The organism is Streptomyces sp. NPDC051664 (assembly GCF_044453545.1).
Lineage (GTDB): Bacteria > Actinomycetota > Actinomycetes > Streptomycetales > Streptomycetaceae > Streptomyces.
Genome location: NZ_JBITCU010000009.1, coordinates 150711 through 175416, shown reverse-complemented (window position 1 = coordinate 175416; position 24706 = coordinate 150711). Strand labels below are relative to the sequence as shown.

At 69.5% G+C, this 24706-nt stretch carries 20 protein-coding genes and 1 pseudogene; 10 read left to right on the top strand and 11 right to left on the bottom strand.

Annotation, left to right across the window (positions count from 1 at the left end; translation table 11 throughout):
• Positions 1–1156: 1156 nt before the first annotated feature.
• From ACIA8E_RS19230 to ACIA8E_RS19215, 4 genes and pseudogenes are all read right to left on the bottom strand, one after another.
• Positions 1157–1923, bottom strand: a pseudogene (locus ACIA8E_RS19230) (transposase).
• Between the two features lie 28 nt (positions 1924–1951).
• The gene (locus tag ACIA8E_RS19225; RefSeq protein ID WP_399299442.1) at positions 1952–2545 is read right to left on the bottom strand and encodes a hypothetical protein; all 594 of its coding nucleotides are present in this window, start codon (positions 2543–2545) and stop codon (positions 1952–1954) included.
• 155 nt (positions 2546–2700) lie between these two features.
• A complete protein-coding gene (locus ACIA8E_RS19220) occupies positions 2701–3264 on the bottom strand; it encodes an AAA family ATPase (protein WP_399299439.1) in 564 nt (187 codons plus the stop codon).
• Positions 3261–4019, bottom strand: a complete 759-nt coding sequence (locus tag ACIA8E_RS19215) for a GntR family transcriptional regulator (protein ID WP_399299436.1) — start codon at positions 4017–4019, stop codon at positions 3261–3263. Before ACIA8E_RS19215 ends, ACIA8E_RS19220 begins: the two co-directional genes overlap by 4 nt.
• A gap of 235 nt (positions 4020–4254) precedes the next feature.
• Here ACIA8E_RS19215 and ACIA8E_RS19210 point away from each other — a divergent pair, with 235 nt between their 5' ends.
• The 8 genes from ACIA8E_RS19210 to ACIA8E_RS19175 all read left to right on the top strand — a co-directional run bounded on the left by ACIA8E_RS19210 (position 4255) and on the right by ACIA8E_RS19175 (position 12502).
• Positions 4255–4851, top strand: coding sequence for a hypothetical protein (locus ACIA8E_RS19210; RefSeq protein ID WP_399299434.1), 597 nt, complete (start codon positions 4255–4257; stop codon positions 4849–4851).
• Positions 4848–5528 carry an HNH endonuclease gene (locus ACIA8E_RS19205; protein ID WP_399299431.1) on the top strand — a complete coding sequence of 227 codons (681 nt, stop codon included), beginning with the start codon at positions 4848–4850 and terminating at the stop codon, positions 5526–5528. The genes ACIA8E_RS19210 and ACIA8E_RS19205 overlap by 4 nt, the downstream gene beginning before the upstream one ends.
• The gene (locus ACIA8E_RS19200) at positions 5525–7150 is read left to right on the top strand and encodes an ATP-binding protein (protein ID WP_399299429.1); all 1626 of its coding nucleotides are present in this window, start codon (positions 5525–5527) and stop codon (positions 7148–7150) included. The genes ACIA8E_RS19205 and ACIA8E_RS19200 overlap by 4 nt, the downstream gene beginning before the upstream one ends.
• Before the next feature lie 250 nt (positions 7151–7400).
• Complete coding sequence (locus ACIA8E_RS19195) at positions 7401–7622, top strand: helix-turn-helix transcriptional regulator (protein ID WP_399299426.1); 222 nt, start codon at positions 7401–7403, stop codon at positions 7620–7622.
• 245 nt (positions 7623–7867) lie between these two features.
• Positions 7868–9124: a tyrosine-type recombinase/integrase gene (locus ACIA8E_RS19190; RefSeq protein ID WP_399299423.1), complete on the top strand. Its 1257-nt coding sequence runs from the start codon at positions 7868–7870 to the stop codon at positions 9122–9124.
• Between the two features lie 287 nt (positions 9125–9411).
• Positions 9412–11052 (top strand): penicillin-binding transpeptidase domain-containing protein, encoded by a 1641-nt coding sequence (locus tag ACIA8E_RS19185; protein WP_399299420.1) that lies wholly within the window; start codon positions 9412–9414, stop codon positions 11050–11052.
• 74 nt (positions 11053–11126) lie between these two features.
• Positions 11127–11654, top strand: coding sequence for a YbaK/EbsC family protein (locus tag ACIA8E_RS19180; protein WP_399299417.1), 528 nt, complete (start codon positions 11127–11129; stop codon positions 11652–11654).
• A complete protein-coding gene (locus tag ACIA8E_RS19175; protein WP_399299415.1) occupies positions 11651–12502 on the top strand; it encodes an EamA family transporter in 852 nt (283 codons plus the stop codon). Before ACIA8E_RS19180 ends, ACIA8E_RS19175 begins: the two co-directional genes overlap by 4 nt.
• A 129-nt stretch (positions 12503–12631) precedes the next feature.
• Here ACIA8E_RS19175 and ACIA8E_RS19170 read toward each other — a convergent pair whose 3' ends face one another.
• The 5 genes from ACIA8E_RS19170 to ACIA8E_RS19150 form a co-directional block, all read right to left on the bottom strand.
• Positions 12632–13426, bottom strand: a complete 795-nt coding sequence (locus ACIA8E_RS19170; RefSeq protein WP_355996093.1) for an SDR family NAD(P)-dependent oxidoreductase — start codon at positions 13424–13426, stop codon at positions 12632–12634.
• A complete protein-coding gene (locus tag ACIA8E_RS19165; RefSeq protein WP_399299715.1) occupies positions 13423–14586 on the bottom strand; it encodes a serine hydrolase domain-containing protein in 1164 nt (387 codons plus the stop codon). The genes ACIA8E_RS19170 and ACIA8E_RS19165 overlap by 4 nt, the downstream gene beginning before the upstream one ends.
• A gap of 276 nt (positions 14587–14862) precedes the next feature.
• Positions 14863–15630: an energy-coupling factor ABC transporter ATP-binding protein gene (locus ACIA8E_RS19160; RefSeq protein WP_030976796.1), complete on the bottom strand. Its 768-nt coding sequence runs from the start codon at positions 15628–15630 to the stop codon at positions 14863–14865.
• Complete coding sequence (cbiQ, locus tag ACIA8E_RS19155; RefSeq protein ID WP_399299412.1) at positions 15627–16388, bottom strand: cobalt ECF transporter T component CbiQ; 762 nt, start codon at positions 16386–16388, stop codon at positions 15627–15629. Before cbiQ ends, ACIA8E_RS19160 begins: the two co-directional genes overlap by 4 nt.
• Entirely contained in the window at positions 16388–17437 is a 1050-nt protein-coding gene (locus ACIA8E_RS19150; RefSeq protein WP_399299410.1) for an energy-coupling factor ABC transporter permease, read from the bottom strand. The genes cbiQ and ACIA8E_RS19150 overlap by 1 nt, the downstream gene beginning before the upstream one ends.
• A 186-nt stretch (positions 17438–17623) precedes the next feature.
• Here ACIA8E_RS19150 and ACIA8E_RS19145 point away from each other — a divergent pair, with 186 nt between their 5' ends.
• Complete coding sequence (locus ACIA8E_RS19145; RefSeq protein ID WP_399299408.1) at positions 17624–17989, top strand: SsgA family sporulation/cell division regulator; 366 nt, start codon at positions 17624–17626, stop codon at positions 17987–17989.
• Positions 17990–18132: 143 nt separating this feature from the next.
• On the opposite strand, the gene ACIA8E_RS19140 is transcribed toward ACIA8E_RS19145, so the two are convergent.
• On the bottom strand, positions 18133–20364 hold the full coding sequence (locus tag ACIA8E_RS19140) for an MMPL family transporter (protein WP_399299406.1): 2232 nt from the start codon (positions 20362–20364) through the stop codon (positions 18133–18135).
• Positions 20365–20479: 115 nt separating this feature from the next.
• Positions 20480–21052 (bottom strand): TetR/AcrR family transcriptional regulator, encoded by a 573-nt coding sequence (locus ACIA8E_RS19135; RefSeq protein WP_030926709.1) that lies wholly within the window; start codon positions 21050–21052, stop codon positions 20480–20482.
• 191 nt (positions 21053–21243) lie between these two features.
• On the opposite strand from ACIA8E_RS19135, the gene ACIA8E_RS19130 reads away from it, so the two are divergent.
• Positions 21244–24522, top strand: coding sequence for a S41 family peptidase (locus ACIA8E_RS19130; RefSeq protein WP_399299404.1), 3279 nt, complete (start codon positions 21244–21246; stop codon positions 24520–24522).
• Positions 24523–24706: the final 184 nt, after the last annotated feature.

Here is a 24706-nt window from a genome sequence, read left to right as displayed (position 1 = left end):
GAAGCCGTAGACGGCCCGTAGAGCGTCCGACCCCCCTCCCGTGCGGAGCAAGACCCCCCCACCGTGAACGGCCGCCCACGGCGTCACCGAGACGCTGCGTGACGGCAGTTTCCGCTGCCCTACGCGCGCGTGCGCGTAGGGGCTCCCTCCCCGGAACGGCGCAACTCTGCAACTCCGCAGGTCACAGGCGGTTGCAGGGGTTCAACCGGCGTTGTCGACGCAACCGACAGCGCCAACTACCGCAAAACGGGCGGGGCGGTGACGCCACGCAACGGCGTTCTGGCCCTCATCCACGGTCTTGGAGGGCTCTTCATGGACTGGAAGCAAGCATGGTCGATCACGACCACTACGACCAATGCCGTCGTCTCTCCCGCTCGCACAAGCAAGAGGAGCACGGCGCGCCTCCGCCAGGGTGCTCCTCTTGCTTGTGCGAGCGGCCGGGGCCTCTCCCTTCCCCGCGAGCCCGGCGCCCCTCTGAAATGCCGCCCATAGCTACGCCAGGCGGCAGAGGGCATTGGGGCTTGAGGACATCCGGCCTCCCTCTTCTTGGTGGGCTCACCGAGGCTTTTCAGGGGCGCTGCAGTCATTCCGCTTAGCTCTCGCTGCACCTCTTACTAGAGAGTTGAGAGAAAACAGCGTCCGCAGCGTCCGCGGCCCCTTCCGCACCGTCTACGACCTGTGCTTTTCGTGCGGACGCTAAACAAAATGTGCAGCGTCCGCTAGCGTCCGCAGCGTCCGCAAGGTTCACTCCTCTTAAGTGCATCACAGCAGTTCAAGACGGTCCTCAAGTAGGAGGCATGCGGACGCCGCGGGCGCTGACATCCAACAAGAACGGCTGTAACAGTCGGGCGCGCTCATTCCGCTTTGGTGTTACAGCCTCTGTCTGCGTAGCGTCGCAACGGCGTTCGGCCGCACGGCGCTGGTCGCGCGCGAGCGGAGCGAGTTCGCCAAAGAATGTGCGGCCTGGCCGCTCCATATATCGCCCTTCCTGGCGAGTATCGCCCCGGATTGCCCTGCTAGACCTAGCACCCATCCCCGCTAGATCCAGCACCGCCACTAGCGGCAAATCAGGTCGCTGAGCTGCGGCCTAAGGCTTGTCCCGTAAATGATCTTTGAGTCGGTGGAGGCATAGCTGCTCGGGCGACGGCGGCCGCTCCTATCCGGCGAGGCTGAGGTTGTGCAGGCGGGCGATGCCGAGCATGGCTTGGTGAACCCCGTCCCCTTTGAGGCGGCAGTCGCGGAGGATCTTCCAGGTCTTCATGCGGGCGAAGGTGTGCTCGACGCGGGCGCGGACCTGTTTGTGGGACTTGTTGTTGGCCTGCTTCGACTCGGACAGCTCTTCGCCTTTGCGGCGGCGGTGAGGCATCACGAGTCCGGTGCCGGGATAGCCGCCGTCGGCGATCGTCATGGTCTTGCCGACGGCGGCCTTGGCGCCGGATTCCTCCCACGCCTTGCAGTCGTTGCGGTTGCCGGGAAGTGGCTTGCCGACCACGACGACCAGGCGGGTGTCGGCGTCGATGACCACCTGGTGGCTGGTGGAGTAGCGGTAGTTCTTCGACTGCTCGGCCACCCTGTGGTCGCGGGTCGGCACCAGGGTGCCGTCCACGATCAGCACCGCGTCCTTCGCGAACCGTTTCCGTGGCTGCAGCGCAAGCTTCGGCCCGAGATGGTCGATCACTCGGTCGGCAGCCGACTTCGACACCCCGAACAGCGGCGCCAGTTGGCGCATTGTCAGGTTGGTGCGTCAGTAGGCCGCGACCAGCAGCACCCGGTCCTCCAGCGACAGTTTCCACGGCCGGCCCCGCCCGGGCTCGTCCGCGCCCTCGCTCGCAGTGCGGTCACCAACTTCCCGAAGCAGCGCGGGCTCAGCCCGGTGAACGGGGCTATCCAGGACGGTTCAGACGCCGTGATCGCACCAGCCACGGCCGTGATCATCGCACATCGTGATCACTTAGCCATCGAGACTGAATTGCTCGATGACCTGCTTCGCAACGTCTTCTGGCGAGAGGTGGGTGTTGTCGATCCGCAGGTAGTCCGTGCGGTCCTGGAACTCCGTAGTGGAGTTGAGCCGGTGCCTCTCGTCCATATCCAGGAGCCGACCCTGCGACGCATCGAGGTCGCGCTTGGATGGCTTCTCGGCGAGCCGGGACGCGCCCGTGTTCCGCTGCAGCCTGGCTTCTTGGCTTGCCTTGAGCTCAAGGTAGAGAACTCGGCCGCCTCGCTCACGGAACGGAAGGGCGTACTGCTCCAACGCTCGCTGACCGTCTGGCTGGTCGAATGCCCACACGAAGGTGAAGATCAGGCCGGGCAGGTCGCTCGCGGCGACTTCTTCGATCAAGCTCTGCCGGAACCCGTCGACGAGGCGCACGAACGCCGGGCTGCCGAAGTCGAAGAAACGAAGGACCGGCTCGATGGCCATGTGGTTGTGGAAAAGGCGGAGCCCGGTGCGCGTGGCGATCTCGTGACCGACGGTCGCCTTGCCAACAGCAGGCGGCCCGACGATGTACAGGAGTGTCGGAGCAGTGGGAGAAGATCCTTCGGTCATTGCCCGAACCTAGACGGGACGTGGACTCCTTGGCCAGCGCTTTCCTGCTGAGCTCCCGCCCTTCCTGGTCAACAGTCTGCACTCGGTCAGGTCAGGTCAGGTCAGGCCGGGCCGCTGCTCAGAAGGTGCACCGCTTACGGGACAGCCCTTAGCGTCTAGCTGTCCTGAAGCCGCGCCGCTCCTTCCAGCGCCTTCAGCACGGATTCGGGATCGCCGTCGTAGACGATGTGGGGCTCGTCGGGCTGGGGCGGGACGAATCGGGCCCGGTAGCGGATCAGGTCGTTTTCGGCGAAGTAGATCGAGTTCGGATCTGCCGCATGCTGCACATTCCGTCTGTTCACTCGCGACCAGAGCTCTTCGTGACTCGCCTCCAAGTAGACAAGCACCGAGACTGCGCCGGCAGCTGTCGCGACCGATCGCCATCGAGCCCGGTCGTCCGGCGTCCAGAAGCCGTGATCGACCACCACGTCCTGCCCGGCCTGAAGGGTCTCGCCGAGGTCTGCGGAGATGTCTTCGAGGACCGGGCGCTCAAGGGTCGGAAAAGTGCCTCGGGGGAAGTCGACGCCGTACACGCCGTGTCGGCGCCACATCTCCTCGTCGGGGCACAGCCTGGCAAAGCCGCGGGCCGTCAGTGCTCGGGAGAGGGTCGTCTTTCCCGAGCCGGGGAGCCCTGCCATCAGCACGCAGAACGGCCGGGCGCTGCTGTCGGCGCTGGTCACTGGGTGACTTCCGATTCCGTCTGCCACGTGCGGCCGGGGCTGCCGAGGTCGACGCCGTATTCCACGACGCTCTCCGCGCTGTCCACGAACTTCGCCGTCATCACGACTACTGGTCCCGTCAAAGCCGTTGCGGGATCCAACTCCAGGAGCGAAGCATCGTCCGGCGTCAGCAGACGCGCGGACGCGGTGTCGATCCGGTGCGTGATAGGTCGGCCGGTTGCCTGAGCGATGAGCTGGAGTGAAGTTCCCCCGGTCAGCCGCTCACTTTTCGCCAACTGCGGCACCAACTTCCCGTACCGGGAAGGGATCCAGGAAGTGGAGTGGGCGACGATTCCGTGCCGGTCGCGGTACACGCGACACCGCCTGACGACATCCGATCCAGTTTCGATATCCAGCGCCCTGGCCACGTCGGCAGGCGCCGGCACTACTGAGGCTTGGTGAGAGTCGGACCGTTCACCGGATCCCCAGCTGGACCCACTGCGATGCCCTCGGTCCTGACGCTGAGATCCAGACGACATCGGAGAGGGGCGGTCCAGTACTTCCGTTCCGATTCCATGAATGCCCCGGACGAGACCCTCGCTCCGCAGCTTCCGCAACGCCTTCTCTGCAGTCGCGGTGCTGACCTGCCATTCCTGCGCGAGGTTCTTGATGCTCGGCAGAAGCGCGCCCGGCGACAACTGGCCTGACGTGATCATCTCCGCGTAGTGCGCGGCGATCTGCGCGTACGGCGCTCGATTGTCGGCCTGATCCGACATCTCTTCAGCTCCCTTGTCTCCGTGGATGACTTCCCTAGCGTACCGCTTGACACCCTAGGGTGCCCTAGGGAACCTTAGGGATGTGCCCACCGGTCGATTCGGTCGATCGGAGAGTGCTGCGCCCCGCTGCGTGGGGTGCGGATTTGAAAGAAGTCCTGGCCCGCCAGGAACAGCAGGGAGCGGCCCCCTACCGCCAAGCAGAACGCCGCTCCCCGACCCTCGAAGGGGCAAGTCCATGATGCCTGGAACCTTAGTGAAGCCGCTCGTCCGGGTGCCGGTTCAGCCCGGCGCGTCGGTGCGAGTGCAGGACCTGACCGGGGCTGAGCGGGCTGTTGCCCTGTACGCGTCGGATATGCCGTCGGGGCGCCGCCGTCACTCGTCCGAGCAGGTCCGTGAATGGATAGTGCAGGGTGTCGAGCGGCTGGGCGCGGAGGAGGTCCGCCGCCGGGGAGAGTTCTTCTACGGTCACCGGCTGCTGGAGCTGAGCGGCCTGGTCACCACGCAGATTCAACAGCGGCACGAGCAGCGGTTCCCGAAGCGGGGCCGTCTGAACGTGGCCGATCAGGAGTCTGCCAACAGCGTCTACCGGGACCGCATGAGTAACGAGACCAGGCTCCGCAACGGGGCCGCTGCGGTCGACGGCAACTGCCCGTGCAGGGGTACGCGCTACATCCCGATGTTCTACGACGAGGACTGCGGCACCGTCGACATGCTGTGCCCGGTCCACGCGCGGGCGGAGATCCGGCGCCACCGCGCGGGATACCGGCAGAGCTTTGACCAGCGTGACGACCTGCGTCACACCTCGGGTCACGCCCGGGAGCTGCGGTCGTGAGCACTCACCACCTGACCGCGTCCCGTCGGCGCCTGCGCAAGGAACAGCTTGCCCGGCGCCACGGGGCCCGGTGCACGTACTGCCTGCGGCCGTTCGCTTCCCTGCGGGACGCGACGCTCGATCACATCGCGCCGCACTCGCTCTTCCCAACCTGGTCTGTGGTCCACCTGATGCTCGCCTGCCGGTCGTGCAATCACGCGAAGGCTGACCGGCTGCCGCTGTCCATGGCCCTTCTGCTGGCCTGGTCGACGACTCCGGACCGGCCGACCGTCCACCCGGTGGAAGAGGTGGACGGTCCCGACTTCCACCCGGTGTTCACCGCCCCTGAGCGTGTGTTCATCCCGACTGCCAACCTCACCCCCGGCAATCACGGCGGTAGCGGAGAACCGCCGGTCAGGTCGGGTGGAAGTCGCGTGGGCGGCGGGAATATCCACCCGACGTCCACCCCCTTCCACCTCTGCTTCTGGCTGCTACTGGCCCGACTCGCGCACACCCACCAGTCGACCGCCAAACCCCGTGAACAGCCCGGTGAACGCCGTGAACAGTCGACCCCTGGTCAGGCGATTCACCGCCAGACGGCGCGACAAGCCGTGCGCCTCGGACGGCTCGAACACGCACGCCGGACGCCCCGACTGAACACCTGTGAACAGACGACCGACCGAGGGGTGAGCGCATGAACACCAGCACCCAGCGCGTGAACGGACAGACCCGACCGATCGACCCGACCAAGCCGACCGATCAACTGGCCGTGAACAAGACCGGACCGGCGAAGCCACCGGCCGAGGATGGCGGCAAGAAGCCGTCAGCGGCCGTCCGGCTCGTGGCCATGGCCCGGGAGCAGTACACGTTCGCCATGTCGACGGACGGCCGCCCCTACGCGGTCGCAATCGACGGCCCGAACCTCGCCCTCCCGCTGCGGGGCCGCACCGGGCTGCGTCAGCGCCTGGCCCGTCTGTATGCCGACACCTTCGAAGGGGACGTTGCCTCGCAGTCCGCGCTCTCGGACGCCATGACGGTCCTGGAGGGCATCGCCGACGCCAACGACCCGGTACCGGTGCACTTGCGGGTCGGGCACGACGACGCCGGAACGCTCGTGGTCGACCTCGGCACAGCCGACGGCCGCGCGGTGACCCTGTCGGCCGGCGGATGGCACGTCGTGGACCGCTCCCCGGTCCTCTTCCGACGGTCGGGAGCCATGGCCCCGATGCCCACCCCGATCCTGGCCGGGGACGGCCTGTCGAAGCTGCACGCACTGTTGAACATGGATGAGTCCACGTTCCGTCAGCTCGTGGCGTGGCTGGTCGCCGCCTGGATTCCGAAGATCCCGCACCCGGTCCTGACGTTCAAGGGCGAGCAAGGCACGGGCAAGTCCAAGACGGCGCAGATGGTCGTGAACCTCATCGACCCGTCACCAGCCAGCAAGCGAAGTCAGCCGCGCGACATCAAGGCCTGGTCCGCGCAGGCGTTCAACTCCTGGGCCTTGTGCCTGGACAACATCAGCACGATCCCGCCGTGGCTGTCCGACACCCTGTGCAAGGCCGTCACGGGGGACGGGATCGTGGACCGGGCCCTGTACACCGACGACGACGTCGTCGTGCTCTCCTTCCGCCGGGTGCTCGCCATGACGACGATCGACGCCGGAGCCCTCGCGGGTGACCTCGCCGAACGTCTGCTCATGCTGGATCTCCAGTTGATCGACGAGGAGCACCGCCGGACCGAGGAAGAGCTGGACGACGCTTTCGAGGCCGCCCGCCCGTCCGTCCTCGGATCACTCTGTGACCTGCTGGCCACCGTGCTCGCGGTCCTGCCGTCCATACGGCTCGCATCCATGCCGCGCATGGCCGACTTCGCCCGCGTACTGGCGGCCGTCGACCAGGTCATGGAGTGGAACACCCTGGACGACTACCTCGCCGCATCGGCCAACGTCGCCGGAGACGCCTTGGAAGGCGACCAGTTCGGGTCCGCCGTCGCCGCCCTAGTCGAGCAGGCCGGAACCTGGACCGGCACCGCCGCCCAACTCCTAGAGCAGGCACAGCCGCCTGGCGGTATCCGGCCGCAGAACTGGCCCAAGGACGCCACCCGCGCGGGCGGGAAGGTCAAGCGCCTCGCCCCATTGCTGCGGTCCATCGGGATCACCGTGGACGACACGCAACGTAGCCGAGACCGGCACCGATCCAAGCTCCTGATCCTCACCCGGACCGACCCTCCCGACGAGTCAGCATCCGCACCGCAGGACCCCACCCTGTGGCCCGACGTAGCCCCCATCGGGACAGGCCAATCAGTCCCTGACCAGTACTGACGCAGCCGGAACCCTCCCGGGCCGGGCCGCCAACCAGCGGCCCGGACGCGTCACCCGCTGCGGACGCTGAAGCCGTCCAGCGTCCGCAGCGTCCGCACCAGCGTCCGCGCCGCTCACCCCAGCTGACCTGCACAGACAGGGAGCTGCGGACGCTGGGTCGCTGCGGACGCTGAGATACACCAACTCTCTAGGACGGCGACCGGCACCACTCCCACGCACCGCACCACGGACACGAGGAGTCACCACCGCCATGGCCACCGACCCCCGCGCGATCCTCCGCGCAGGCCTCCCGGACCGCTACCTCACCCCCGAAGACCTCGCCGCGATGCTCACCGTCCCGATCGAGACCGTCTACCACTGGCGCAAGCGACGCATCGGCCCTCCCGGCTTCCGTGTCGGCCGGCACGTCCGCTACGACCCCGCCGCCGTCCACGCCTGGATTGACCAGCAGACCGCACGCGACGCGGCCTGACGCACCGGATTAGCCCCGCACGGCAGGGATGCGCAACAAGCCGCCCCAGGGAGGCAGGGAGAACTCCCTCACCGCCTCCCTGGCTCAACTCCCTGGCACCGACCTGCGAAAACACCCCACAGGGAGACAGGGAGGCCCCGACCGGCCCGCCCGCAAATCCCCGTCAGAGCCGTACAGACGACACCCCTCCGTGCCTCCCTGCCTGACCGACGCGCACCATCGAATCGAGAGAGGAGTCAGCCCCCATGGCTGGCCATATCCAAGACCGCTGGTACAAGTCCGAGACCACCGACGGCAAGACCTCCCGCATCAAGACCGACCGCTACGGCCTCGGTCTGCGCTACCGCGCCCGCTACGTCGGCCCCGACGGATCCGAGAAATCCAAGTCCTTCCCCGACAAGCAGAAGCGACTCGCTGAGCAGTGGCTGAACGAGACGGCGGCCGACATGGCACGCGGCCACTACGTCGACCCGCGCGCCGACCGGATCACCTTCCGCCAGTTCGCTGAGAAGTGGGTCGCCACCCACACGACGGAGGTAAACAGCCGCGAGGCTGCCGAGCGGCGTCTGAGGCTGCACGCGTATCCATACATCGGTACCCGGCCGCTCCCGTCCTTCCAGCCGGGACACATCCGTACGTGGCTGGGCGAGTTGGAGGCCAATGTGCCTGCCGCCTCGCACCGCCGGATCGTGTTCGGCACGGTCTCGGCCGCGTTCAGTGCAGCGCTCGATGATGGGCTGATCGGCAAGAATCCGTGCAAGGCGAAGTCGATTCAGATTCCCAAGCCGAGTCACACCCGGGTGACTCCGTGGACGGCGCGCCAGGTGTTCGGCGTGCGCGACGCACTGCCGGAGCATCTGCGGGCGGCTGTGGACGTGGCTGGTGGGTGTGGGCTCCGGCAGGGGGAAGTCTTCGGGCTCTCTGAAGATGAGTTGGACTACGAGGGGGGTTGGCTCTCCGTCGAGCACCAGCTCAAGCGCATTCGCGGGAAGTTCGTCTTCGCCTTCCCGAAGGGCGCCAAGGTCCGAGACGTTCCGTTGCCCGCGGCCGTGGCAGACGCGCTCAAGGCGCATTCTGAGGAGCGGCCGCCCGTCAGAGTCACACTGCCGTGGCGGACGCCGGATGGGCCCCTCGTGACGAAGTCGCTCATTTTCACCGGATCGACGGGCGCCCACGTCCGGGTGAGTCACTTCAACGACTTTATGTGGAAGCCCGCGCTCGCGGCTGTGGGCATCATTCCCCAGCCTGAGGAGGGCGAGCGGTTCGCGTCCGCTCCCGATCACGGGATGCACGCGCTAAGGCACTTCTACGCCTCCGTGCTCCTGGACGCCGGCGAGAACATCCGGGCCCTGAGCCAGTACCTCGGTCACGCCGATCCGGGTTTCACCCTGCGCACGTACACGCATTTGATGCCGAGCAGCGAAGGACGTACCAGGAAGGCCGTGGAAGCCCTCTACAGAGCGCCTCTGAACCATGATCACGGCCCAGAGACGGCCCAGTAGGCTCCAAACGACCCCGCCTGGCGAAGAAGTGGCTGGTCGGGGCCTACATCTCCGCGTCTCGCGAGGCTTCATCTATTTCTGGCCGCTGTATACGGGCATGTCCATTCCGGAGAATTCCTGGCGCAACCGCATGTGGCTGGATACCTGGATTTGACCGGCCTCTTCCTACCGCCGCCGGTCGCGGTCCGATAACAACTGGCCCTGAGGTCACTACCCTCGCGTAAGGTGCCCGCAAGCGCTCTCTTGAACATGTTCAAGGGAGCCTCCTGGGGAGGGGGACTGCACAGATGCGCAGTGGAGCGAAGGTCGCCGTGATCGGCGGAGTGTTCGTGCTGGTGATCGGTGGCGTGGGGTACGGGGCGTACAACGTGCTCGACGGGCTCGGGGGCGGCGGGGGCGACGGAGCGGACGGCCGCCCCGCTTCCGCCGTGGTGAAGACGGGGCCGCCGAGCAAGGCGGAGATCAGCGAGACGTCGAAGAAGTTCCTTGAGGCCTGGGCGGCCGGCGAGGCGGCGGACGCGTCCCAGCTCACCAACAACGCGTCCGAGGCCGAACCGGCTCTCAGCGGATACAGCGACCAGGCCCACGTCACCAAGGCGGTGATCACTCCGGGTCCGGCGACCGGCACGACAGTGCCGTACACGGTGAAGGCGACCGTCAGTTACGAGGGGAAGTCCAAGCCCTGGTCGTACTCCTCCGAACTGACCGTCGTACGCGGCCTGACCACCGGCCGGGCACTGGTCGACTGGAAGCCCTCGGTGATCCACCCGGATCTGGCGGACGGCGAGTCGCTGAAGACCGGCGAGGCTTCCGCCCCGTCGATCCAGGCGCTCGACCACAACGGGAGGGTGCTGACGAAGGAGAAGTACCCGTCGCTGGGGCCGATCCTGGACGCGCTACGCGAGAAGTACGGCGAGAAGGTCGGCGGGACCGCAGGCATAGAGACCTGGATCGAGTCCACGGGCGAGGACACCCCGGACCAGACGCTGTTGACGCTGTCCAAGGGGAAGCCCGGCACGCTGCAGACCACGCTGGACGCGAATATCCAGGCGGCGGCCGAGAAGGCGGTCAAGCAGTACAGCCAGGCCTCGGTGGTCGCGGTCCGGCCGTCCACCGGCTCGATCCGCGCGGTCGCCAACAACCCTGCGACCGGCTTCAACGCGGCCATGCTCGGCAAGCAGGCACCCGGCTCGACGATGAAGATCGTCACCGCGTCGATGCTGATCGAGAAGGGCCTCGCCTCGGCGAACCGCCCTGTCGAATGCCCGAAGGACGTGATGTACCAGGGCCGTACCTTCCACAACCTGCAGAATTTCTCGCTCCCGGACACCGACACGTTCACCACCAGCTTCGCCCGCTCCTGCAACACGGCGTTCATCAAGCTGATCGACGAGGTGCACGACGACTCCGCGCTCGCCAAGGAGGCCCGGGACGTCTTCGGGATCGGCCTCGACTGGAAGACCGGCTCCGCGTCCTTCGACGGCAGCGTCCCCGAGGCCACCGGCGGCGAGGCCGCCGCGCAGTACATCGGCCAGGGCACCATCCAGATGAACGCACTCAACATGGCGTCCATCACCGCCACCGCGCGCAACGGCACATTCCGGCAACCGGTCCTCGTGCCGCAGGAGCTGGACGGCCGGCAGCTGGCCACCGCATCCCGTTCGCTGCCCGCGTCCGTCTCCCAGCAGGTGACGAACATGATGCGGCAGACCGCGAGCTGGGGCACCGGCAAGGCGGCGATGGCCTCGGTCGGCGGCGACAAGGGCGCGAAGACCGGTTCGGCGGAGGTCGACGGCCAGGCCACGTCCAACAGCTGGTTCACCGGCTTCAGCAACGACCTCGCGGCCGCGGCGGTCGTCCAGTCCGGTGGCCACGGCGGCGACGCGGCGGGCCCGGTGGTGGCCCAGGTGCTGCGCGCGGGGCCGTGACGTGCTCCGACCGGGGGGTCCGGTGGCCGAAACAGAATCGCGTGCCCCGCTGAACGGCAGCTAGCGTGCGGGGCATGAGTACTCCCGACGCCACGGCTCCTGTCACCCCAGCTCCTGAGGCCGCAGCTGCCGAAGCCCACCCCCGATTTGCCGAAGCCCTGCGCGAGCTGGGCCTCGATGTCGAGGTCCGCCGTTTCCCGGAGGCGACCCGAACGGCGGCCGAGGCCGCCGAGGCGATCGGCTGCGACCTCAGCGCCATCGTCAAGTCGCTGATCTTCGAGGCCGACGGGGCGCCCGTGCTGGTCCTGATGGACGGCTCCTCACGGGTCGACGTGGAGCTCGTGCGACGGGAACTGGGCGCCGGGAAGGTCAAGCGTGCCGGGGCCGACCTGGTCCGGGAGACCACGGGTTACGCGATCGGCGGGGTGCCGCCCTTCGGCCACCGTACGAAGACACGGGTGCTCGCCGACCGCGGGCTGCTCGACCACGATGTGGTGTGGGCCGCGGCGGGCACCCCGTACACCGTCTTCCCGCTCGACCCCAAGACGGTCATCGGGCATGCCGGCGGCACCGTGGTGGACGTGCGCGAGCAGACGAAGTGACGCCGCTGGTCGCGATCGCGGTCCTGGCCGCGGCGATCACGCACGCTTGCTGGAACGCGATCGCGCACGCCATCAAGGACCAACTGCTCTCCTTCACCCTGATCTCCGGGGGCGGGGCGCTGCTCGGCGCGGTCACCGCCTGCTTCGTACCGCTGCCGGCCGCGGAGGCGTGGCCGTATCTGATCGTCTCGGCGATCCTGCACGTCGCCTACATGGCGCTGCTGATGCGGTCGTTCACGCTCGGCGACTTCGGCCAGATGTACCCGATCGCACGCGGCACCGCACCCCTGGTGGTCACGGTGCTCGCGGCGGTCTTCGTCGGCGAGCGGCCGGACGGCTGGGCCACGGCGGGGGTGGCGGTCGCCTGCGCCGGGCTCGTCGGCGTCGCGCTCTGGGGCATCCGGGGCTCGCAGACCCGCCCGCACTGGCCGGCGATCACCGCGGCGCTGGCGACGGGTCTGGCGATCGCCGGCTACACGACCGTCGACGGGGTGGGGGTCCGGGCCTCCGGCACCTCGCTCGGCTACATCGCCTGGCTGATGATCCTGGAGGGGCTCGCCGTCCCGGCGTACACGCTCTGCCGCCGCCGCGGGCAACTGGCCGCCCAGCTGAGGCCGTTCGCGGCGCGGGGGCTGCTGGGCGCGGCCCTGTCGGTGGCCGCGTACGGGCTCGTCCTGTGGGCACAGACGAAGGCCCCGCTGGCCCCGATCGCCGCCCTGCGCGAGTCGTCGATCATCGTGGGCGCGGCGATAGGGTCGGTGTTCTTCAAGGAGCGGTTCGGCGCACCGCGCATCGCGGCGGCCGGGCTGATGGTCGTCGGGATCGGGCTGATGCTGCACACGAGTTGAGCGTGCCGGCCCGGGCATGCGGCGACGGTCCCGGGCGGCAGCAGACGTGCCGCGAACGGACGTGACACCCGAGGATCACCTGTCACGTCCGTACCCGCGAGGCATGCCGCCCGGCGGCGGCCACCCGGCTCAGTCCTCCGCGATCGCCCTCCGGAAGCCTGTGTTCACAGCGAGCAGGCCGCCGTCCACCCGCAGCGTCGTCCCCGTGATCCAGGCCGCGTCGCGGGAGGCGAGGAAGGCGACCGCGGCCGCGATGTCGTCCGGTTCGCCGACCCGGCCCAGCGGGTAGACCGCGCTCACCCGGTCCAGCTCGAGGTCACGTCCCGCCCAGGCATCCGTTCGGATCGTGCCGGGCGCCACCAGGTTGACCCGGACCCCGCGCGGACCGGCGTGGCCGGCGAGCGTACGGGTCAGACTGCCCAGCCCTGCCTTGGCGGCGCTGTAGGCGTGGTTGCCGAAGTCCTGCTCGCCGTTGACCGAGCCGATGTTGACGATCGCGCCCCTTCCCGACGCCACCAGATGCGGCAGCGCGGCCCGCGAGCAGCGGTACGGGCCGGTGAGCGTGGCGTCCAGGTCGCCCTGCCAGACGTCGTCGGGCTCGTCCTCGAAGAGCGGGGTGTCGGGCGTGCAGCGGTACGCGTTGTTGACCAGCACGTCGAGCGTGCCGAACGCCTCGACCGCACGGGCCACCGCGGCCTCGACCGCCGCCCGGTCGCCCACGTCGCAGGGCAGCGCCTCGGCGGTGGCGCCCGTCTTCCGTATCGCCGCCGCCGTGTGCTCGGCGCGGTCACCGTCCAGATCGGTCACCAGGACGCGCGCGCCCTCGCCGGCCAGCCGGCGGGCCGTGGCTGCGCCGATGCCTTGTCCCGCGCCCGTGATGAGTACGCCGTATCCGTCGAACCTGGAATCACCGGTAGGAGTCATAGCGCCGACCGTACTGCTCTGACCAGGGCCTGGGCACGGGGATCGGCGGTGACTCCCTTCTGCAGTCCGTTCGTCACATAGCCGAGCGCGATGCCCGTTTCGGGGTCGGCGAAGCCGAGCGATCCGCCGCGGCCCGGGTGGCCGAAGGAGCCGGGGGCGAGGAGCGGGGCGGCCGGGCCGTGCAGCATGTAGCCGAGGCCGAAGCGGGTGTTCACGACGAGCACCCGGTCCGGGCCCGCGGACTCCTCGGTGCGGGCCAGGGTGAGCGTGGCCGGGGCGAACAGCCGGTGGCCGTCGACCGGGCCGATCATCGCGGCGTAGCACCGGGCCAGGGCGCGGGCGGTCGCGATGCCGTTGGAGGCGGGGAGTTCGGCCGCCCGGTAGGCGGGGTCGTTCTCGTCGGGCAGCGGGTCTATCGCGCCGAACGCGCGACGGGTCAGCGACTCCGGGTCGCGGTAGGCCTCCGTGACCGACCGCTTGGGGCGCAGCCGCAGTGCGCCGCCATTGTCCTGGACGGCGGGCGGCTCGACCGGTCCGATCCGGCCCACCCGGTGCGCCTCCTCCGCCGGCAGCCCGAACCAGAAGTCCAGGCCGAGCGGGCGGCCGATCTCCTCGGCGACCCAGCGGCCCACGGTGCGCCCGGTGACCCTGCGCACCAGCTCGCCGACGAGCCAGCTGTACGTCTGCGCGTGGTAGCCGTGTGCGGTGCCCGGCTCCCACTGCGGGCGCTGCGCGGCGACGGCCCGCGGCCCGGAGATCCCGTCGGCGGCCTCCTGCGGCGTCAACGGCCGGTCGAGGGCGGGGACCCCGGCCCGGTGGGCGAGGAGGTGGCGTACGAGGGCGCGTTCCTTGCCGGCCGTCTTGAACTCGGGCCAGTACGTGCCGACCGGTGCGTCCAGGTCCACCTGGCCGCGCTGGTGCAGCAGCAGCGGTACGGCGGCGGCGATGCCCTTGCCCGCCGAGCGGACGATCTGCACGGTGTCGACGGCCCATGGCTCCGCGCCGTCCACGTCCCTCGTACCGGCCCAGAGATCGACGACCTTACGCCCGTCCCGGTAGACGGCGACCGCGGCCCCCCGCTCGCCGCGGTGCTCGAAGTTACGGATGAAGGCGTCCCTGACCGGTTCGAATCCGGCCGCCACCGTGCCCCGTACGTCCACGCCTGCTCCTGCACTCCCGCTCATCCCCCCATGGTGCACGGCGCCGCAGGTGGGCCGCACCGCGGGTGACGTTCAGCTCAGCACCTCGGCTCACCGGCACGAGCGCGTCACGGAGCGCGGTGATCTCCGTCGGCCTGGCGCCCTCGGTCATGCGGCACGATCCACGAAAGAAGTGCACGCACGAACATTTCCCGCAACGCATCTGGCCGGACCGCGCGGAGCGGAGCTGCTCGTCGAGCAGCGGCGGGGCCGCGGGATGGCTGGTGCCGTCGCCGGTCACGCGCCCATGGTCACGGAGCGCGGGTCGAACCCGAAGGGCAGCTCCAGCCGGTGGGCGCGCATCAACTCCTCGTCGCAGAGCAGGTCATGCGTACGGTCGTCGGCGGCGATGACACCGTCGCTGAGGATGACCGCGCGCGGGCAGAGCTCCAGGGCATACGGCAGGTCATGCGTGACCATCAGTACGGTGACGTCCAACGACCTCAGGATGTCGGCGAGTTCACGCCTCGACGCGGGGTCCAGGTTGGACGACGGCTCGTCCAGGACGAGGATCTCCGGCCGCATCGCGAGCACGGTGGCGACGGCGACGCGGCGACGCTGGCCGAAGGAGAGGTGATGCGGGGGGCGGTCCGCGTACCCCTCCATACCGACCTGCTTCAGAGCCTCGACGACCCGCTCCTCCAGCTCGGCGCCACGCAGCCCGGAGGCGGCGGGTCCGAAAGCGACGTCCTCCCGGACGGTCGGCATGAAGAGCTGGTCGTCGGGGTCCTGGAAGACGATGCCGACGCGGCGGCGGATCTCGGCGAGGTTGCGCTTCTCCACCGGGAGACCGGCGACCCGGACGGTGCCCGCGCCCGCGTCGAGGATGCCGTTGAGGTGGAGGACGAGGGTGGTCTTGCCGGCGCCGTTCGGGCCGAGCAGGGCGACGCGCTCGCCGCGGGCGACGGTCAGATCGACGCCGAAGAGCGCCTGGTGACCGTCTGGGTAGGCGTAGGCGAGGCCGCTGACCTCGAGGGAGGCGGGGGGCGTCGGTGACATGCTCATAGGGTCCATCCCAGCAGACAGACGACGAGGGCGAGGACGGGGAGTGCCGAGGCGTACGCCCACTGGGCACGGGACGCCGTCACTTCGTCGATCACCGGCATCGAGCCGGTGTAGCCGCGACTGACCATGGCGAGATGAACCCGTTCGCCGCGTTCGTAGGAGCGGATGAAGAGGGCGCCCGCCGATGCGGCGAGTACCCCCCACTGCCGCACGCCGCGCGCCTCGAAGCCCCGGGAGCGGCGGGCGATCGACATGCGCCGCATCTCATCGGTGACCACATCCCCGTACCGGATCATGAACGAGGCGATCTGCACGAGCAGCGGAGGCAGCTTGAGCCGCTGGAGGCCGAGCAGCAGGGAGCGCAGCTCGGTGGTGGAGGCCAGCAGCACCGAGGCGGCGACGCCCAGGGTGCCCTTGGCCAGCACGTTCCAGGCGCCCCAGAGGCCGGGGACGCTGACCGGGACACCGAGGAGTTCGGTCTGCTCGCCCGGCACCACGAACGGCATCAGCAGTGCGAACGCGACGAACGGCACCTCGATGAGCAGCCGTTTGAGGAGGAACCCGGCCGGGATCCGGGCGAGCACGGCGACCGCGGCGATCAGCACCGCGTACAGCGCGAACGCCCAGACCGCCTCGCGCGGCGTCGAGACGACGACCACCACGAAGCAGAAGACGGCGGCCAGCTTGCAGTGCGGCGGCAGATCATGGACCGGCGAGTGCCCGTGCCGGTAGAGCTTGTGGGCGTGCCCGGCGCCCATCAGACGGTTTCCTCGGTGCGCGCGTCGAGTGCGTCCGGCGTACGGCGGCGGCGCACGGCCCAGAAGACCCCGCTGCCGGCCACGACCGTGGCGCCGACCCCGATCACTCCGGCGAGGCCGCCGGAGATCCGGGCGTCGGAGATGTCCCGGACGCCGTAGTCGGCGAGCGGGGAGTCCTTGGACGCATGCGGCTCGGTCTTCTCGTCGATGCCCTGGTCGGCCGCGACCTTCTCCAGGCCGTCCGGGCTGGCCGAGGCGTAGAAGGAGACGAAGCCCGCGAGGACGAGGGCGGTGACCAGGCCGGTGGCCCAGACCTTGCGCGTCGACCGGCCGGCGACGGGGGCGGTCTCGCGTGCCGGCGCGTCGACGAGTTCGCCGCCGACCCGGAGCTTGAGCGGCGCGGTCAGCCCCCGGGCGCCGTGCACCAGATCGGGGCGGACGGCGATGACGGCGCCGACGGTCAGCGCCGTGATCAGGGCCTCACCGATCCCGATCAGGACGTGTACGCCGACCATGGCGGTGAAGACCTTGCCGATCGCGATGTCGGTGGTACCGCCGATCCAGTAGATCAGCGTGAAGACGACCGCCGCGGCCGGTACGGAAACCAGCGCGGCGACGAACGACGCGACGGTCATGGAGCGACGGGTCCGCGGCAGCACACCGACCAGGCCGCGGAAGAGGGCGTACGCGACGACGGTGGTCGTGATGCCCATGTCGAGGACGTTGACGCCCAGCGCGGTGAGTCCGCCGTCCGCGAAGAGGATGCCCTGCATGAGCAGGACGACGGATATGCAGAGCACCCCGGTACAAGGACCGACCAGGATCGCGGCCAGCGCCCCGCCCAGGAGATGGCCGCTGGTACCTGCGGCCACCGGGAAGTTCAGCATCTGCACGGCAAAGATGAAGGCGGCGACAAGACCCGCCAGCGGCGCGGTGCGCTCATCGAGCTCGCGGCGGGCACCCCGCAGACCGACCGCAACGGCACCCGCCGCGACGACGCCGGCGGCGGCGGAGACGGGTGCGTTGATGAATCCGTCGGGTACATGCATGGAGGAGGCTCCGCTTCCTGCGTTGCTGCGCGGGGTCATGAACCTCTCGATGATAGGGCCTTGTTGCGAACCGTTCGCAAGAGCGCATACCTCACAGCTGTGCGCCCCAGTAGCCGCCTCGCCGCGCCAAGTGGCCAAAATATGGGACATTAGATAGCAGGAGTTAACAAATAGGAGGAGCCGGACATGCCCCCCGTGATCGAAGAGCACACCGAAGCCCGACTCATCACCGAGGCCACCGACACCTTCACAGTCCCCGTCGACCTGCGATACGACGCCGGCTCCGACCCGCGAACCGTCCATGTCGCCTTCCCCGGCGGCACCGACTGGGCCTTCGGCCGCGATCTGCTGGAGGGCGGGATGCGCTCCCCGGCCAGGAGCGGCGCCATCCGGATATGGCCGTTGGGCCGGGCGCAACTGGTCGTGGAGAAGCACTCGGCGGACGGCGTCGAGGTGGTGCAGTTCGACAACACATCGATGATCCGCTTCCTGCACCGTATCCACGACGAGACCAGCCCCGAGGCCGCGCAGGCGGTGACGGCCCGGGCGTGACGGCATGGATGAGCCCCCGTGCCGCTCGCACGGGGGCTCATCGTCGCCCCGGTCCCCCGTCCCCACAGGTAACCGGCGCAGTCCGGAGCCGCGCTCCGCTCAGACGCGGGCCCCGGGGCTCTCAGGGGGTTGCCCCCCGGCAATCAGACCCGGGTCAGCTCGCGCTCACCCTGGGCGTCACCGTGGCCCTCGCCGTCGGACGGCGTCTCGCCGAGCTGCTTGCGCAGCCTCTCGCCCTCCACGTCGACGTTGGGCAGCAGCCGGTCCAGCCAGCGCGGCAGCCACCAGGCGCGCTTGCCGAGCAGGGCGAGGACCGCGGGCACGATCGCCATCCGGACGACGAACGCGTCGAAGAAGACCGCGATGGCGAGCGAGAAGCCGATCATCTTGATCATCGACTCGCTGGAGCCGATGAACCCGGCGAAGACCGCCATCATGATCACGGCCGCGGCGGTGACGACGCGGGCGCCGTGCCGGAAGCCGGTGACGATCGCCTGCGGGGGCTTCTCCCCGTGGACGTACGCCTCGCGCATCCGGGTGACGAGGAAGACCTCGTAGTCCATGGCGAGGCCGAAGACCACACCCACCATGAAGATCGGCATCATGGACATGATCGGGCCGGTCTGTTCGACACCGAAGAGCGAGCCGAGCCAGCCCCACTGGAAGACCGCGACGACCGCACCCAGGGCCGCGACGACCGAGAGCAGGAAGCCGAGGGCCGCCTTCAGCGGCACCAGCACCGACCGGAAGACCAGCATCAGGAGCAGGAACGCCAGGCCGACGACGAGCGCCAGGTACGGCAGCAGCGCGTCGTTCATCTTCTGCGAGAAGTCGATGTTCATCGCCGTGGAGCCGGTGACCAGGATCTCGGCGCCGGTGTCGGACTTGATGTCCTTGCCCGCGTCACGGATCGCGTGGACCACGTTCTCCGTTGCGGCGGAGCTCGGCCGGTCCTTGGGTACGACGGTGATCATCGCGGTGTCGCCGGCCTTGTTGAAGGTGGCCGGGGAGACGGCGACGACGTGCGGGATACCGGAGATGTCGTCGGTGACCCGGTCGACCGCGGTCCTGCCGTCCGAGCTGTTCGCCGTGTCCACGACGACCATCAGCGGACCGTTGAAGCCGGGGCCGAAGCCGTCGGAGAGCAGGTCGTAGGCGCGGCGCTGAGTGGTACTGGTGGGCTGGGAGCCGTCGTCGGGCAGGCCCATCTCCAGGGAGGCGGCCGGCACGGCGATGGTCCCGAGGCCGATCACTCCGACCAGCAGCACCCACACCGGCTTGCGCAGCACGAACCGCGCCCACCGGGTGCCCATGTTCGGCTTCGGCTCCGTCTTGATCTCCGCCTCGGCGGCCTTGCGCGCCTTGCGTCCCATCACCCGCTTGCCCGCGAAGCCCATCATCGCCGGGACCAGGGTCAGCGCGATGAGGACGGCTATGGCGACCGTGCCGGCCGCGGCGAAGCCCATCTTCGACAGCATCGGAATGTTGACGACAGCCAGGCCGACCAGGGCGATGACGACGGTGAGACCGGCGAAGACGACCGCGGAACCGGCCGTGCCGACCGCCCGCCCCGCCGCTTCCTCGCGCTCGCGGCCCTCGGCCAGCTCGGCGCGGTAGCGGGAGACGATGAAGAGCGCGTAGTCGATGCCGACCGCGAGGCCGATCATCATCGCGAGGGTGGAGGTGGTGGAGCCCAGGTCGAGCACGTTCGCCAGCGCCGTGATCGTCGAGACACCGATGCCGACGCCGATGAGCGCGGTCAGCAGCGGCAGCCCGGCCGCGATCAGCGACCCGAAGGTGATGACCAGCACGACCGCCGCGATCGCCACACCGATGATCTCGGTGGCGCCGGTCTCCGGCATCACCTGGAGCGCGTCACCGCCGATCTCCACGGTGAGCCCGCTCTGCTGCGCCGCCTTGCCCGTGTCCTGGAGGTCGTCCCGTGTCGCGTCGGTCAGCTCCATCGAGCTGACCTTGTAGGAGACGGAGACGTACGCGGTGGAACCGTCCTTGCTGACGGCCTTGCCCGTGTACGGGTCGGTCACCGAGGCGATCTGGTCCGAGCCGGACTTCAGCTCGTCCGCGACCTTGCGCACCTCGGCCTTGTTGGCCGGGTCCGTCATCTTCTCGCCGTCGGGCGCCTTGAAGACGACCCGTGCGGTCGCGCCGTCGGCGCTGGTGGCGGGGAAGCGCTGTTCCAGCAGGTCGAAGGCCTTCTGTGCCTCCGTACCCGGAATGGAGAAGGAGCTGGAGGTGGCAGTGGACGCGGAGGCCGCGCCGAATCCGGCGAGCGCCAGCAGCGCCACCCAGACGAGGGCGACATAGCGGCGGCGCCGGAAGGCGAACCGTCCGAGTTTGTAGAGGAATGTGGCCACGGGGGCGTACTCCCGGTCAGGTCGTGTGAGTGGAAAAGGGCGTGAGGAACCAGCCCGACGACGAGAGCGGCGTGTCAGGTGGGGCTTGGGGAGAGGGCCGTACGGAGGGGACGGGTCAGACGCCGAGAGCGGGGAGGATCACGGAGTCGACATAGTCGATGAGAAACGCCCGGTCGACGGCGCGGTCCTCGACCAGCTGCCGAGCGGCGAAAGCACCGATCAGCATGTGCGGTACATATTTCAGCGCCGGGTTGTCCGGACGCAGCTCACCCCGGTCCACCGCTCGGCGGAGCAACGTGTCGAGGCCGGTCATCTCCGGCTCGATGAGCAGCTCGCGCAGGGCCTGGTGGAGGTCGGGATTCTCGTGGACGGCATGCATCAGGCCCCGCATCAGCGCGGAGTCCTTCTCCATCTGGCAGTCGTCGGCACGGCCGAGCGCGGCGTGGAAGTCGCCGCGCAGCGAGCCGGTGTCGATCTCGGCAAGGCCGCCCGGCTTGTTGTGCCGCAGCGCCTTGACGGCCAGCTCCGCCTTGCTCCCCCACTGGCGGTAGAGGGTGGCCTTGCTGGAACGGGTGCGGGCGGCGACGGCATCCATGGTCAGGGCGTCGTAGCCGACCTCGCGCAACAGGTCGAGCACCGCGGCGTACATCTCGCTCTCGCGCTCGGGCGTGAGCCGTGTGCGTGCCATGTGGTGCGACCCCCTGCTTCTCCCGGTCGTACGTCAGTCGCTCGTACATCAGTCGACCGAACGAAACTGTTTCGTACACGTCGACGGTACCTCGCCGACTCAGCGAAACTAAATCGTTTCGCTTGTGTGCTGCACCACAACTTGGCGCGCCACGAGTTGCCGGGGCCCTCTCGCGCGGAAAGCATTGGGGGGTGAGTGACGACGTCGCGTATCTCCGTTTCCCGCACCTCCACGAGGACCTGCTCTGTTTCGCGGCCGAGGACGACCTCTGGGTCGCCCCCCTCGTCCCCGAGGGGCAGCGGCCCGGCCGGGCGTGGCGGGTGACCGTCGACCGGACCCGGGTAAGCCACCCGCGCTTCTCCCCCGACGGAACCCGTATCGCCTACACGACCTGGCGCAGCCTCGACCCCGAGATCCATCTCGCGCCGGTCGAGGGCGGGCCGGCCCGCCGGCTCACCTACTGGGGGGCCACCGACGCCCGGGTCCGCGGCTGGACGCCCGATCCGGGCGAGCAGTCCCACATCCTCGCCGTGTCCTCGCACGCCCAGCCGTTCTCGTACTTCTCCTGGGCCTACAGCGTCCCCACGGACGGCTCCCCCGGCGGGAAGCTCCCCTGGGGCCCGGTCGCCGACATCGCGGTCGCGGACATCGACGGCGAGCGGCGCACGCTGCTGCTCACCGGCACGCCGCCGCACGAACCGGCCGCCTGGAAGCGGTACCGGGGCGGGGCGATGGGGCGGCTGTGGCTGCACGGCGTGCGGCTGCTGCCCGATCTCGACGGCCATCTGGACGCACCGATGTTCGTCGGCGGGCGAATCGCGTTCCTCTCCGACCACGAGGGCGTCGGCAACCTCTACTCCTGTCTGCACGACGGCAGCGATCTTCGCCGCCACACGGACCACGACGCGTTCTACGCCCGGCACGCGTCCAGCGACGGGCACCGGGTCGTCTACCAGTGCGCGGGCGAAGTGTGGCTGGTCGACGACCTGTCGCCGGACGCGGTGCCGCGGAAGCTGGAGGTGCGGCTCGGCGGGCCGCGGGCCGGGCGGCGTACGTACCAGGTGCCGGCCTCCAGCCATGTCGACTCGCTGTCCGTGGACGAGACGGGACGGGCGAGCGCCGTCACGGTACGGGGCAGTCTGTACTGGCTCACCCACCGCGACGGGCCCGCCCGCACGATCGCCGACACACCGGGGGTCCGGGTCCGGCTGCCCGAGATGCTCGGCAGCGTCGGCCAGGTCGCATACGTCACGGATGCGGACGGTGCGGACGCGATCGAGATCGCCTACCTGCCGCGTGCCAGCGGCCCCCGGGAACCGCGCCGACTGGCCTCCGGGCAGATCGGCCGGGTCCAGGAGATGACCTCCGACCCGGACGGCGAACGCCTCGCGATCGCGACGAACGACGGCCGCCTGCTGCTTCTGGAGACCGCCGAGGAGTCCACCGGCGAACCGACCGAACTGATCCGCTCCATCAACGGCCCCGTCCGTGATCTGGCGTTCTCGCCGGACGGAGCCTGGCTGACCTGGTCGCATCCAGGAATCGGGCGCTCGCTTCGACAGATCAAACTGGCCCGGATCATGGGGCCCGGCGCGCCGGTGGTCGTCGATGTCACCAACGGCCGCTTCGAGGACGAGAACCCGGTGTTCACGGACGACGGCCGGTATCTCGCGTTCCTCTCCTGGCGCGGCTTCGACCCGGTGTACGACGTCCACACCGGCGACCTCTCCTTCCCGCTCGGCTGCCGCCCGTACCTGGTGCCGCTCTCCTCGGCCACCCCGTCCCCGTTCGCTCTCTCGCCGGAGGGACGCCCGGCGGCGGGCGGCCTCGACCCGGTCGACACTCCGGAAGCGACTCCGGTCGAAGGGGCCACGGTCACGGTCGAGTTCGAAGGGCTGGAGAACCGGGTGACGCCGTTCCCGGTCACCGCGTCGAAGTACTCGGCGCTCCATTCGGTCAGCGGCGGCGGGCTCGTCTGGCTGCGCTGGCCGATCTCCGGCGCCCTCGGCGAGACGTTCGTCAACCCGGCCGACACCTCGGGGCGCCCCACCCTCGAACACTTCAACATCACCAAGGCCAGGAAGACCGAACTCGTCGGCCATCTCGACTGGTTCGCCGTCAGCGGCGACAGGACACGGCTCGTCGTCATGGACGACGGCGAACTGCGGGCCGTACCGGCCACCGAGGCCGGCGACAGCGACTCGACGGTCTACCTCGACCTGCGGCGGATCCTGCACGACGTCGACCCGCCGGCGGAATGGCGGCAGGCGTACGGGGAGGCGGGCCGCATCATCCGCTCCTACTTCTGGGAGCCGGACATGTGCGGCATCGACTGGGCAGGCGTGCTCGACCAGTACCGGCCGCTGGTCGAACGGGTGGCGACGCCCGACGAGTTCGCCGACCTGCTGCGCGAGGTGCTCGGCGAACTGGGCACCTCGCACGCGTACGTGGCACCCGCCCGCCGCAACGAGGGCCCGCCGCACTACCAGCGGCCGATCGGGCTGCTCGGCGCGAACCTGGTGTGCCGGGACGGAGCCTGGGTGGTCCGGCGGATCCTGCCCGGCGACTCCTCGGACTCCAAGGCTCGTTCACCGCTCGCCGGCACCGGCATCCGGGAGGGCGCGGTCCTCACCCATGTCGACGGCCGCCCGGTGGACCCCGTCACAGGCCCCTACCCCCTCCTCGCCGCGGCAGGTGGCACCACGGTCGAACTCACCTTCCAGCCCGGCGAGGGCGAGGGCCCCGCGCGCCGGGTCGCGATCGTGCCCCTGGTCGACGAGCGGCCGCTGCGCTACCAGGACTGGGTGGCCAAGCGTCGTGAAGTGGTACGAGAACTGAGCGGCGGCAAATGCGGCTACCTGCACATCCCCGACATGGGCGGCTCGGGCTGGGCCCAGTTCAACCGGGACCTGCGCCTGGAGGTCTCCCGGCCGGCCCTGATCGTCGACGTACGCGGCAACGCGGGCGGCCACATCAGCGAGCTGGTGGTCGAGACGCTGACCCGCACCATTCTCGGCTGGGACCTGACCCGCAACGCCCAGCCGGTCTCGTACGCCTCCAACGCCCCCCGGGGCCCGGTGGTGGCCCTCGCCGACGAGGCGACATCCTCCGACGGCGACATGATCACCGCCGCGTTCCGTCTGCTGGAGCTGGGCCCGGTCGTGGGTCAGCGGACGTGGGGCGGTGTGGTCGGCATGACCGGGCGGCACCGGTTGATGGACGGCACGGTGATCACGGTGCCGATGAATGCGGCCTGGTTCGACGAGTACGGCTGGTCGGTCGAGAACCGAGGCGTGGAACCGGACCTGGAGGCCCTGCGCACCCCCCTGGACTGGGCGGAGGGGCGCCACGCGGTGCTGGACGACGCGGTGCGTGTGGCCTTGGACCTCCTCAAGACCCAGCCGGCCGCCACCCCGCCCACGTACGAAACAGTCCCGGACCGGGCACGCCCGCCCCTGCCCCCGAGGTGACTCGGCGCGGGAACCCGGCTCCACGGTTTGCCCTCAATCACCGGACGGGCTGATTGCCCGCGCCGGCTTCGAGGGCGACCGCGGACGAATGTGCCCCCACGACGACGGCTATTCGAGAGCCCCGCCCGACGACGGCAGTTTCGTGAACCCGTCCGCCGACGGCAACTCGTGAACTCGTCCGCTG